This window comes from Acidovorax sp. T1, from assembly GCF_002176815.1.
Classification (GTDB): Bacteria; Pseudomonadota; Gammaproteobacteria; order Burkholderiales; family Burkholderiaceae_C; genus Acidovorax.
Map to the genome: position 1 here is coordinate 135,185 of NZ_CP021648.1, position 11,925 is coordinate 147,109.

The window sequence follows — 11,925 nt, forward strand, 5'->3', positions numbered from 1 at the left end:
CTGCAAGCAAGAAGCGTTCTAGGTGTGCACCTCGTTGGTGCGTTTTCGAGTGCGCAGGGGGCAAGGCGCGTGAAGGCCGCAGACACAGCGTGGGCAGGGCGTGCGCAAGACACGCGAAGCGATGCATACGCAGGCCTACGTTAATTGACGTATGGGCGCATTCAAGGGTTGTCCCTAACCTTCATTCCACAGCGCAACCAACCCGCTTTCGTCCCGTCCCTTCATTCACCCCGATCCTGCAAGGAGCGTCTTCATGAGCCACCCCTCCGACCCCCGCCTCAGCAATCCCGTTGAAGCCGAACCCGGCCGCCGTCGCATCCTGCAGGCGATCGGTGCTGCCTCTGTGGCGGGCCTTCCCGCCTGGTCGTTTGGCCAGCCAACGGCCCAGGTCAACACCACCAAGTTGGCCATTACCGACACGGAAGTCACAGTGGGCCAGCTTCACTCGGCCACAGGCACCATGGCGATTTCCGAAACGGGCTCCATCCAGGCGGAGCAATTGGCCATTGATCAGATCAATGCCATGGGCGGCGTACTAGGCCGCAAGATCAAGGTCATCAAGGAAGATGGCGCCTCCGACTGGCCCACGTTTGCTGAGAAGTCCAAGAAGCTGCTTATCAATGACCGCTGTGCGGCCGTGTTTGGCTGCTGGACCAGCGCCTCGCGCAAGGCCGTGTTGCCTGTGTTTGAGAAGGAAAACGGTCTGCTTTACTACCCCACGTTTTATGAAGGCCTGGAGCAATCCAAGAACGTGATCTACACCGGCCAGGAAGCCACGCAGCAGATTCTGTACAGCCTGGAATGGGCCAAGACCGAGAAGAAGGCCAAAAGCTTCTTCCTCATTGGCTCCGATTACATCTGGCCTCGTACCTCGATGAAGATTGCGCGCAAGCACATCGAAAACTTCCAGAAGGGCAAGGTAGTAGGCGAGGAGTACTACCCGCTGGGCAGCACCAACTTCGGATCGTTGATGAACAAGATCAAGGTGCAAAAGCCCGACTGCCTGTTTGTGGCGGTGGTGGGCGGCTCTAACGTGGCTTTCTACAAGGCGCTGAAGGCGGCGGGCATCACGGGCGACAAGCAACTGCTCGTGACGCTGTCGGTGACCGAGGATGAGATGACCGGTGTGGGCGGAGAGAATTTCACGGGCTTTTATTCGTCGATGAAGTACTTCCAGTCGCTCGATAACGAAAACAACAAGAAGTTTGTGGCGGCCTTCAAGGCCAAGTACGGCAAGGATGCCGTGATTGGCGACGTAACCCAGGCCGGGTACCTGGGCCCCTGGTTATGGAAGGCCGCGGTCGAAAAAGCCAAGAGCTTTGATGTGGACAAGGTGGTGGCCGCATCGCCAGGCATTGAGCTGACCACCGCGCCCGAGGGCTATGTGAAGCTGGACGCCAACCACCACCTGTGGAGCAAGTCTCGCATTGCCATGGGCATGCCGGACGCTTCTTTCAAAGTGGTGTCCGAGTCGCCGCAACTGATCAAGCCCGATCCGTTCCCGAAGGGATATCAGTAATCGTCCCCTGAGCGGCTGGGCCGCTTCATCCCTCTCTCGCCGTGCGGGAGGGGGTGACGCCCACGCAAGGGGATGCCCCGTGTCACCCGCCGTCCATTTTCTATCGCCGCGCCAAGCAGGAGCTGCATCATGACTTTTTCCGAAATGCTCAACATTGGCCTGATGCAGGGCTTTGCAGGCTTGAGCCTCTTTGCCGTGCTGCTGCTCATGGGGCTGGGCTTGGCCATCATCTTTGGGCAGATGGGTGTGATCAACATGGCCCATGGCGAGTTCATGACCATTGGGGCTTACACCATCTATCTGGGCTCCACCTTGGCGGCCAACCATGCGCCGCAGATGATTTCGTATTACTTCCCGCTGGCGATCGTGGCGGCCTTCGGCTTTGCGTTTGCGGCGGGCTGGCTGGTGGAATGGGGGCTGATTCGCCACCTCTACAAGCGCCCGCTCGACACCCTGCTGGCCACCTGGGGCATCAGTCTGGCCTTGCAGCAATCGTTCCGCACCTTCATCGGCCCCAAGGAGGTCAGCCCCACCTTGCCCGACTGGCTGCTGGGTTCGTGGGCGCCTGCCGAGGGGCTGGACATTCCGATCAACGGCCTCTTTGTGCTGGCGCTGACGGCGGTGGTGACTGGCGGTGTGCTGCTGGCCATGCACAAAAGCCGCTGGGGCCTGCGTGTGCGCGCCACGGTGAGCAACCGCGTCATGGCCAACGCGATCGGCATCGACACCAAGAAGACCGATCGCCTCACCTTTGCCATCGGCTGCGGCATTGCAGGCGTGGCAGGGGCTGCCTTCACCACCATCGGGTCCACCGGCCCCACATCGGGCTCCCTCTACATCGTGGATGCCTTCCTGGTAGTGACCTTTGGTGGCGCGGCCAGTCTGTTGGGCACGGTGGTGTCGGCCTTCGGCATTGCGCAGACGCAGTCCATCACCGAGTTCTTCCTGGCGGGCTCCATGGCCAAGATGATTACGCTCTCGTTGATCGTGCTGATCCTCATGGTGCGGCCACAGGGGCTATTCGCTTCGAAGGTGCGGCGATGAGCAATGTGCATCGGCCAAATCAATCCGAGTTCACAGGAGTTTTTCCATGAATGCGCTCAAAGCCTGGATCCTGCGCTACCAGCTTGCCAGCCTGGTGCTGCTCACCGTTCTTTTAGCCGTGGTGTTGCCGCTCGCACTCGATATTTTTCGTCTGAACCTGGTGGGCAAATACCTGACCTACGCTTTCGTGGCCATTGGCCTGGTGATGGTGTGGGGCTACGGTGGCGTGTTGAGCCTGGGACAAGGTGTGTTCTTTGGCCTCGGGGGCTATGCCATGGCCATGTTCCTCAAGTTGGAAGCATCGGACCCCGTCAGTACCAAGATCCAGTCCACACCTGGCATTCCCGACTTCATGGATTGGAATCAGATCACTGAACTGCCCAACTTCTGGATTCCCTTCAAAAGCTTGCCGTTTTCGCTGGCAGCGGTCATCGTGGTGCCCACGCTGCTGGCTTGGGTTATCAGCTTTGCGATGTTCAAGCGACGCGTCGGCGGTGTGTATTTCGCCATCATTACGCAGGCTGTGGCGCTGATTCTCACTGTGCTCATCATCGGACAGCAGGGCTACACCGGCGGCGTGAACGGCATGACCGACCTCAAGACCCTTTGGGGCTGGGACACGCGCACCGACAGTGCCAAGTACATCCTTTATTACGTGTGTGTGGCCCTGCTCATCGCGTCCATTGTGTTGTGCCGCTGGATACAGACCGGCAAGGTCGGGACGCTGCTGCTGGCCATGCGTGACAAGGAAGACCGCGTGCGCTTTTCGGGTTACGACGTGGCCAACTTCAAGGTATTCACCTTCTGTCTGGCGGCGGCACTGTCGGGTATTGGCGGCGCGATGTTCTCGCTGCAGGTGGGCTTCATGTCGCCCAGTTTCGTGGGCATCGTGCCGTCCATTGAGATGGTGATCTATGCCGCCGTGGGCGGGCGCATGAGCCTAGTGGGCGCTGTGTATGGCACCTTGCTTGTGAACGCAGGCAAGACGTATTTTTCCGAGAGTTTTCCCGAGTTGTGGTTGTTCCTCATGGCCGGTCTTTTCATCGGCGTGACCATGGCCTTCCCCATGGGGCTGGCCGGTCTGTGGGAGAGCCATGTGGTGCCCTGGTGGAAGGGTCGCCGCGAGGCGTTGCGCCAGGCGTCCGCGAAAGGCATGCCACCCGTAGCGCGCCCGCCCGTGGATGGGGGGCCAGCGGTGGCGTCGTCGACCGCGCCCTCTGATGTGTTACCTGACGGTGTGAGCCGCCAGGGCATCTGAAACCACCGGAGTACCCTTCATGAGCAATACCGACTTCACCCTGGCCGTGGAAGACCTTACCGTGTCGTTCGACGGCTTCAAGGCCATCGACGCCCTCACGCTGTACATCGACAGGAACGAGCTGCGCGTGATCATCGGCCCCAACGGCGCGGGCAAGACCACCCTGCTGGACCTGATCTGCGGCAAGACGCGCGCCACGGGCGGCAGCATCAAGTTCAAGAACGAGGAGCTCACGCGCATGGCCGAGCACAAGCGCGTGCGGCTGGGCATCGGCCGCAAGTTCCAGACGCCCTCCATCTACGAGAACCTGTCGGTTTTCCAGAACCTGGAGGTGTCTTACCCCGCAGGCCGCTCGGTGTTAGGGGCGCTGGCCTTCAAGTGCACCGACGAGGTCAAGGCGCGCGTGCAGGTGGTGGCCGAGGACATTGGCCTGGGCGACAAACTCGACACCGAAGCGGGGCTGCTCAGCCATGGGCAAAAGCAGTGGCTGGAGATCGGCATGCTGCTCATGCAGGAGCCCGAGCTGCTCATGCTCGACGAGCCCATCGCCGGGATGAGCGCACGCGAGCGCGAGCTCACGGCCGACCTTTTGCAGCGCATCTGCAAGAACCGCGCGGTGATCGTGATCGAGCATGACATGGACTTCGTCAAGCGCATTGCCCACAAGGTCACGGTGATGCACCAGGGAAAGATCCTGGCCGAGGGCCCTATGGAGAAGGTGCAGTCCGATCCCCGGGTCATCGAGGTGTATCTGGGCCACTGAGCTCGCCCACTACAACGCATACCACCACAGGAGCGCCAGCATGTTGGAAGTCAAGGATCTGTTCGTGGCCTACGGCCAGAGCGAAGCGCTGCACGGCATCACCTTCGAGGGCCGCGAGAACGAAACCGTGGCCATCATGGGCCGCAACGGCATGGGCAAGACCACGCTGTTCAAGAGCCTCATGGGCGTCATGCCCGTCAAGAGCGGCCACATCACCGTGGCAGGCCAGGAAGTGACCCGGGACGAGAGCTTTCGCCGGGTGGCCAAGGGCATCGCCTATGTGCCCCAGGGGCGCATGATCTTCCCCACGCTTTCGGTGGAAGAGAACATCCAGACCGGACTGGAAAACTCCAGGACACGCCAGATACCCGACGACATCTACGCCCTGTTCCCGGTGCTGTGGGACATGCGGCGGCGCAAGGGCGGCAACCTTTCTGGTGGACAGCAGCAGCAGCTGGCCATAGCCCGTGCGCTCGTCACCGACCCGAAGGTGCTGCTGCTCGATGAGCCCACCGAAGGCATCCAGCCCTCGATCATCAAGGACATCGCCAAGGCACTCAACGAGATCCGCAAGCTGCGCAAGATCACCATCGTGGTGAGCGAGCAGGTGCTTTCGTTCGCCATGGACGTGGCCGACCGGCTGTTCGTCATCGAGGGTGGCCGCCTGGTGCATGAAACCGCGCGGGCCGATACCGACCAGGATCGCATCAAGGCGTACCTCTCTGTCTGAAGGCATGCAACACCGTACTGTGGCGCTGGGCGCCTTCACCGTTCTTCCGCGTTGCTGTGCGCCCTGCGCGGTAGCGGATACGGGCCGTGCGGCTGGGCCGCCATCGTTTGGTGGCGCCGGAAAAGGGCGGGCGACAGCCACGGACCCCAGGAGGAACGCGCCGTTTCCTTTGCTTGCTTTCCATTCCACCTTTTTCTCACCACCCTTCTAGGAGCACACCATGGCCGAAACCCTCATCAAGGTTGACCTCAAGCAATCGCCCTACGACAACCCGTTGGTGCACAACCGCTGGCACCCCGACATCCCCATGGCTGTGTGGGTGGAGCCGGGCGCAGAGTTCAAGCTCGAGACCTACGACTGGACTGGCGGTGCCATTAAGAACGACGACTGCGCTGACGACGTGCGCGACGTGGACCTGTCCACCGTGCACTTCCTGTCGGGCCCCGTGGGCGTGAAAGGCGCCGAGCCCGGTGACCTGCTGGTGGTGGACCTGCTTGACATCGGCGCCCGTGACGACAGCCTGTGGGGCTTCAACGGCTTCTTCAGCAAGCAGAACGGTGGCGGCTTTCTCGATGAGCATTTTCCGCTCGCGCAAAAGTCCATCTGGGACTTTCATGGCATGTTCACCAGCAGCCGCCATATCCCCGGCGTGAACTTCGCGGGCCTGATCCACCCGGGCCTGATCGGCTGCCTGCCCGACCAGAAGATGCTGGACACCTGGAACGCCCGCGAGGCCGAGCTCATCGCCACCAACCCCACGCGCGTGCCGGGCCTGGCCAATCCGCCCGCACCGGCCACGGCCCACATGGGCAAGCTGCAGGGCGATGCCCGCGCCAAGGCGGCGGCCGAGGGTGCGCGCACCGTGCCCCCGCGCGAGCACGGCGGCAACTGCGACATCAAGGATCTTTCGCGCGGCTCCAAGGTGTACTTCCCGGTGTATGTGGAAGGCGGTGGCCTTTCCGTGGGCGACCTTCACTTCAGCCAGGGCGACGGCGAGATCACCTTCTGCGGCGCCATCGAGATGGCCGGATGGGTGCACATGAAGGTCAGCCTCATCAAGGGCGGCATGGCCAAGTACGGCATCAAGAACCCCATCTTCAAGCCCAGCCCGATCACGCCTAATTACAAGGACTATCTGATCTTCGAGGGCATTTCGGTGGACGAGCAGGGCAAGCAGCATTACCTGGATGTGACCATTGCCTATCGCCAGGCTTGCCTGAACGCCATCGAATACCTCAAGAAGTTCGGCTACAGCGGCGCGCAGGCCTATTCGCTGCTGGGCACCGCCCCCGTGCAAGGGCACATCAGCGGCGTGGTGGACGTGCCCAACGCCTGCGCCACGCTGTGGCTGCCGACGGAGATTTTCGACTTCGACATCAACCCCAGCGCCGCCGGCCCCGTGAAGGTGCTCGACGGCAGCGTGGACATGCCGATCTCGCAAGACAAATAACCACCGCGCTACCGCCCTCCCTTCAACCCACGTGCTGCCCTGCCATGCCCACCTACGACTACGCCTGCCCGGATTGCGGCAACTTCGATGCATTGCGCAGCATCGCCCTGCGCAATGAACCCTGCGCGTGCCCGGACTGCGGGGCGGCGGCGGCGCGGGTGTTCGCCCACGCGCCGCACCTGGCCTGCGTGAGTCCCGAGCAGCGCCGCGCATTCGACACCAACGAGCGCGCCCGGCACGTGCCGCGCTCGTCGCGCGACACGGAGGCCGGCAGCTACGGCCGGCTGCGCCACCCTTCGGGCTGCGGGTGCTGCAGCGCAGGCGGTGCCAAGCGCGGCGGCACGGTCACGGCGCCCAGCGGTGCCAAAGCCTTCCCTTCCAAACGGCCCTGGATGATCAGCCACTGAGGCTGCGCCGGGCCATACCAACGAACCAGGAGAACACGCCATGATTCACGGCGATATTTCGAGCAGCAAGGACACCGTCGGCGTCGCGGTGGTCAATTACAAGATGCCCCGCCTGCACACCAAGGCAGAGGTGCTGGCCAATGCGCGCAAGATCGCCGACATGATCGTGGGCATGAAAAGCGGGCTGCCGGGCATGGACCTCGTCATCTTTCCTGAGTACAGCACCCACGGCATCATGTACGACCGCCAGGAGATGATGGACACCGCCGCCACCATTCCGGGCGAGGAAACCGAGATCTTCGCCGCGGCCTGCCGCCAGGCCAAGGTGTGGGGCGTGTTCTCGCTGACCGGCGAGCGCCATGAGGAGCACCCCCGCAAAGTGCCCTACAACACGCTGATCCTGATGAATGACCAGGGGGAGATCGTGCAGAAGTACCGCAAGATCATGCCGTGGACGCCCATCGAGGGCTGGTACCCGGGCGATCGCACCTATGTGAGCGAAGGCCCCAAGGGCCTGAAGATCAGCCTCATCATCTGCGACGATGGCAATTACCCCGAGATCTGGCGCGACTGTGCCATGCGCGGAGCCGAGTTGATCGTGCGCTGCCAGGGCTACATGTACCCGGCCAAGGAGCAGCAGATCCTCATCAGCAAGGCCATGGCCTTTGCCAACAACACCTATGTGGCCGTGGCCAATGCGGCGGGATTTGACGGCGTCTACACCTACTTTGGCCACAGCGCGCTCATCGGCTTTGACGGGCGCACGCTGGGTGAGTGTGGCGAGGAGGAGATGGGCGTGCAGTACGCGGCGCTGTCCACCAGCCTGATCCGCGACTTCCGCAAGAACGGCCAGAGCGAGAACCACCTGTTCAAGCTGCTGCACCGGGGCTACACGGGCATGATCAATTCGGGCGATGGTGACCGGGGCGAGGCCGCGTGTCCCTATGACTTCTACCAGCGCTGGATTGCCGATCCCCAGGGAACGCGCGCGGCGGTGGAGGCCATCACCAGGCCCATGGTCGGCACGGAAGAGTGCCCGATTGAAGGGATTCCCCATCCCGGTATTGCGCCCGTTTGAGGGCTAGCCCGGTGCGTTGGCGGGCCGCCGGAGGTGGCCCCGTGGCCTTCGCCACAAACGGCCAACCGAGCTCCCTGCGGGAGGGCGGATTTCCCGAGCGCGCCGTCTCCTGTCGGCTGCGCCGGTCACCGTAGAATTGCAGGCTCCGGTCCAAGGAGCGTTGCAACGCGGCACCCTGCTGCGTCAGGCTTGGGCCAGGCGCCGGCAAAGGCACACTGCCGCGCCCTGCTGACAACGACGCTCACCTGTTGTCACGCCGTTTTTTTGCAGGTGAGCCCTATGTCCGCTATTTCGCTGCCCCCCATGAAGCTGTCCGGCCTGGAGCCGGTGTCCATTGGCGAGGGTGCGCTGTTCGTCAACATTGGCGAACGCACCAATGTCACCGGCTCCAAGGCGTTCGCGCGCATGATCCTGAATGGCCAGTACGAAGAGGCCCTGGCCGTGGCGCGCCAGCAGGTGGAAAACGGCGCGCAGGTCATCGACATCAACATGGACGAGGCCATGCTCGACAGCAAGGCCGCCATGGTGCGCTTTCTGCAGCTGATCGCGTCCGAGCCCGACATCGCGCGCGTGCCCATCATGGTGGACAGCTCCAAGTGGGATGTGATCGAGGCCGGGCTGCGCTGCATCCAGGGCAAGGGCATCGTCAACTCGATTTCCATGAAAGAGGGCGTGGGCGCCTTCAAGCACCAGGCCAAGCTGGTCAAGCGCTATGGCGCGGCCGCCGTGGTGATGGCATTTGACGAAAAAGGCCAGGCCGACACCTACGCGCGCAAGATCGAGATCTGCGAACGCGCCTACCGCATCCTGGTTGACGAGGTGGGCTTTCCACCCGAAGACATCATCTTCGATCCCAACATTTTTGCCGTGGCCACCGGCATCGAAGAGCACAACAACTACGCGGTCGATTTCATCAACGCCACGCGCTGGATCAAGCAGCACCTGCCGGGTGCCAAGGTGTCAGGCGGTGTGAGCAACGTCAGTTTCAGCTTCCGTGGCAACGATCCGGTGCGCGAGGCCATCCACACCGTGTTTCTATACCACGCCATCAAGGCCGGCATGGACATGGGCATCGTCAACGCGGGCATGGTGGGCGTCTATGACGACCTCGAACCCGTGCTGCGCGAGCGCGTGGAAGACGTGGTGCTCAACCGCCGCAGCGACGCCGGAGAGCGCCTGGTCGAAATCGCCGAAACCGCCAAGAGCGGCGCCAAGGACGAGAGCAAGAAGCTCGAATGGCGCGGCACCCCTGAGCACCCCAAGACCGTGGGCGAGCGCCTGTCGCACGCACTGGTGCACGGCATCACCGACTTCATCACCGAAGACACCGAAGAGGCCTACCGCGCCATTCTGGCCCAGGGCGGCCGCCCGCTGCATGTGATCGAAGGCCCGCTCATGGACGGCATGAACGTGGTGGGCGACCTGTTTGGCGCCGGCAAGATGTTCTTGCCCCAGGTGGTGAAAAGCGCCCGCGTGATGAAGCAGGCCGTGGCCCACCTGATTCCCTACATTGAAGAAGAAAAACGCCAGGATGAAGCTGCGGGCCGCGATGTGCGCAGCAAGGGCAAGATCGTCATCGCCACCGTCAAGGGCGATGTGCACGACATCGGCAAGAACATCGTCACCGTGGTCTTGCAGTGCAACAACTTCGAGGTGGTGAACATGGGCGTGATGGTGCCTTGCCACGAGATTCTGGCGCGCGCCAAGGTCGAAGGCGCTGACATCGTGGGCCTGTCGGGCCTCATCACCCCCAGCCTTGAAGAGATGCAGTATGTGGCCGGCGAGATGCAAAAGGATGAGCATTTCCGCATCAAAAAAATTCCGCTGCTGATCGGCGGCGCCACCTGCTCGCGCGTGCACACCGCCGTCAAGATTGCACCGCACTATGAAGGCCCCGTGGTCTATGTGCCCGATGCCTCGCGCAGCGTGAGCGTGGCGCAAAGCCTGCTGGGCGACGGCGTGGACAGTTACGTGGCAGAGATCAACGCCGACTACGACAAGGTGCGCATCCAGCACGCCAACAAAAAGGCCACGCCGCTGTGGCCGCTGGCCAAGATCCGCGCCAACAAGACGCCCGTGGACTGGTCTGCTTACCAGCCGGCCGTGCCGCGCGCCCTGGGGCGCCGCGTGTTCAAGAACTTCGACCTGGCCGAGCTGGCTAAGTACATCGACTGGGGCCCGTTCTTCCAGACCTGGGACCTGGCCGGTCCGTACCCCGCCATCCTCACGGACGAGGTGGTAGGCGTGGAAGCCAGTCGCGTGTTTGCCGACGGCCAGGCCATGCTCAAGAAAATCATCGAAGGCCGCTGGCTCACCGCCAGTGGCGTGATGGCCCTGTTGCCCGCCAACAGCGTGAACGATGACGACATCGAGTTCTACACCGACGACACCCGCACCGAAGTCGCCATGACCTGGTACGGCATGCGCCAGCAGACTGAAAAGCATGTGATCGACGGCGTAACCCGCCCCAGCCGGTGCCTCGCCGACTTTGTGGCGCCCAAGAGCAGCGGCATTGCCGACTACGCGGGCATGTTCGCCGTGACGGCGGGCTTGGGCATAGAAAAGAAGGAGCGCGCCTTCATCGACGCGCTCGACGACTACTCGGCCATCATGTTCAAGAGCCTGGCCGACCGCCTGGCCGAGGCCTTTGCCGAATGCCTGCACCACCGCGTGCGCACCGACCTGTGGGGCTATGCCAGCGATGAGGCGCTGAGCCACGACGACATGGTTGCCGAGAAATACCGTGGCATTCGCCCCGCGCCCGGCTACCCCGCCTGCCCCGACCACAGCGCCAAGACCGATCTCTTTCGCGTGTTGCACTGCGAAGACATCGGCATGGCTTTGACCGAGAGTCTGGCCATGACCCCCGCCGCCAGCGTGAGCGGCTTCTACATTGCCCACCCAGACGCCGTGTACTTCAACGTGGGCAAGATCGGCGAAGACCAGCTGCACGACATGGCCCAGCGCCGCGGCATGGACGAGGCGGTGCTGGCAAGGCTGCTGGCGCCTAATCTGTGATGCGCTGACCCCGAAATAAAGCACGGAAAGCGCGTGCCGATAACGCCAGAGGCCTGGCTTGAGAACCGAAGGCCCCGCGTGCGGGGCTTTGGGGCGCCCGCAGGGCTCGGTTTTGAGGGGGCGGTGCCGCATGGGCATGGGGGTTCGATGCGCCCCTGCGGACGTTCCAGCACCTGGGGCTCTGCAACCGGTTCGGCCATCACCATCCCTAGGGTGATCATCGAACAGACCCGTGGTGCCAGCCGCCAGAAATTCGGTATGTGATTTGGTACCGATGCCAACAACATTGACACCGTTGACCTGTTTTTCGGCGGTGCGGTGGGTTCCCCAACACCCTCCAGCAAAGTGCCGTCGGCATCGGCATCGGCATCGGGATCGGCGACGGCCAGATGATCATTTCAGCGGGCCCCACCTTCCAGAGCACATGCGGCACACAGGTCAATTGCGGCCTCTTCACCAACGCACTGATCAACCCCAGCAGTTTCGGCTTCTATTTCGCCACAGGCACTGGAAAAATCGCCTATTCCATTGACAGCATGAACCTGGGCCGAGCGACCGGTTTTCTGGCGTTCCCGGTTGGCGCATCGACCAACTGGATTTTTGCCTTTGAAGACGGCGCCGACAATGACTTCCAGGATATGGTGGTGAAAGCCGAGTC

General features: G+C 62.6%; 9 protein-coding genes and 1 riboswitch. All 9 genes read left to right on the plus strand.

The features are described from left to right. Window positions 1–253: 253 nt before the first annotated feature. The 9 genes from urtA (at window position 254) to metH (ending at window position 11,267) form a co-directional block, all read left to right on the plus strand. The gene (gene urtA, locus CCX87_RS00595; RefSeq protein ID WP_087742976.1) at window positions 254–1,519 is read left to right on the plus strand and encodes an urea ABC transporter substrate-binding protein; all 1,266 of its coding nucleotides are present in this window, start codon (window positions 254–256) and stop codon (window positions 1,517–1,519) included. A 129-nt stretch (window positions 1,520–1,648) separates the two neighbouring features. Then, a complete protein-coding gene (urtB, locus tag CCX87_RS00600) occupies window positions 1,649–2,563 on the plus strand; it encodes an urea ABC transporter permease subunit UrtB (RefSeq protein WP_087742977.1) in 915 nt (304 codons plus the stop codon). A gap of 46 nt (window positions 2,564–2,609) precedes the next feature. Next, window positions 2,610–3,821, plus strand: a complete 1,212-nt coding sequence (gene urtC / locus CCX87_RS00605) for an urea ABC transporter permease subunit UrtC (protein ID WP_087742978.1) — start codon at window positions 2,610–2,612, stop codon at window positions 3,819–3,821. Between the two features lie 19 nt (window positions 3,822–3,840). After that, window positions 3,841–4,584 carry an urea ABC transporter ATP-binding protein UrtD gene (gene urtD / locus CCX87_RS00610; protein WP_087742979.1) on the plus strand — a complete coding sequence of 248 codons (744 nt, stop codon included), beginning with the start codon at window positions 3,841–3,843 and terminating at the stop codon, window positions 4,582–4,584. A gap of 40 nt (window positions 4,585–4,624) precedes the next feature. After that, entirely contained in the window at window positions 4,625–5,314 is a 690-nt protein-coding gene (gene urtE / locus CCX87_RS00615) for an urea ABC transporter ATP-binding subunit UrtE (protein WP_087742980.1), read from the plus strand. 220 nt (window positions 5,315–5,534) lie between these two features. Further along, window positions 5,535–6,764 (plus strand): formamidase, encoded by a 1,230-nt coding sequence (fmdA, locus tag CCX87_RS00620; protein ID WP_087742981.1) that lies wholly within the window; start codon window positions 5,535–5,537, stop codon window positions 6,762–6,764. Window positions 6,765–6,808: 44 nt separating this feature from the next. Next, window positions 6,809–7,171, plus strand: a complete 363-nt coding sequence (locus CCX87_RS00625) for an FmdB family zinc ribbon protein (RefSeq protein WP_087742982.1) — start codon at window positions 6,809–6,811, stop codon at window positions 7,169–7,171. A gap of 40 nt (window positions 7,172–7,211) precedes the next feature. After that, window positions 7,212–8,249, plus strand: a complete 1,038-nt coding sequence (locus tag CCX87_RS00630; protein WP_087742983.1) for an aliphatic amidase — start codon at window positions 7,212–7,214, stop codon at window positions 8,247–8,249. A gap of 146 nt (window positions 8,250–8,395) precedes the next feature. Continuing rightward, a riboswitch (S-adenosyl-L-homocysteine riboswitch) is annotated at window positions 8,396–8,499 on the plus strand. 53 nt (window positions 8,500–8,552) lie between these two features. After that, window positions 8,553–11,267, plus strand: coding sequence for a methionine synthase (gene metH, locus CCX87_RS00635; protein WP_369825313.1), 2,715 nt, complete (start codon window positions 8,553–8,555; stop codon window positions 11,265–11,267). The last annotated feature ends 658 nt before the right edge of the window (window positions 11,268–11,925 follow it).

Bases quoted from the DNA above. Each gene is read 5' to 3' on its own strand.
- urtA (WP_087742976.1), top strand. From the start codon at position 254: ATGAGCCACCCCTCCGACCCCCGCCTCAGCAATCCCGTTGAAGCCGAA.
- urtB (WP_087742977.1), top strand. From the start codon at position 1,649: ATGACTTTTTCCGAAATGCTCAACATTGGCCTGATGCAGGGCTTTGCA.
- urtC (WP_087742978.1), top strand. From the start codon at position 2,610: ATGAATGCGCTCAAAGCCTGGATCCTGCGCTACCAGCTTGCCAGCCTG.
- urtD (WP_087742979.1), top strand. From the start codon at position 3,841: ATGAGCAATACCGACTTCACCCTGGCCGTGGAAGACCTTACCGTGTCG.
- urtE (WP_087742980.1), top strand. From the start codon at position 4,625: ATGTTGGAAGTCAAGGATCTGTTCGTGGCCTACGGCCAGAGCGAAGCG.
- fmdA (WP_087742981.1), top strand. From the start codon at position 5,535: ATGGCCGAAACCCTCATCAAGGTTGACCTCAAGCAATCGCCCTACGAC.
- CCX87_RS00625 (WP_087742982.1), top strand. From the start codon at position 6,809: ATGCCCACCTACGACTACGCCTGCCCGGATTGCGGCAACTTCGATGCA.
- CCX87_RS00630 (WP_087742983.1), top strand. From the start codon at position 7,212: ATGATTCACGGCGATATTTCGAGCAGCAAGGACACCGTCGGCGTCGCG.
- metH (WP_369825313.1), top strand. From the start codon at position 8,553: ATGAAGCTGTCCGGCCTGGAGCCGGTGTCCATTGGCGAGGGTGCGCTG.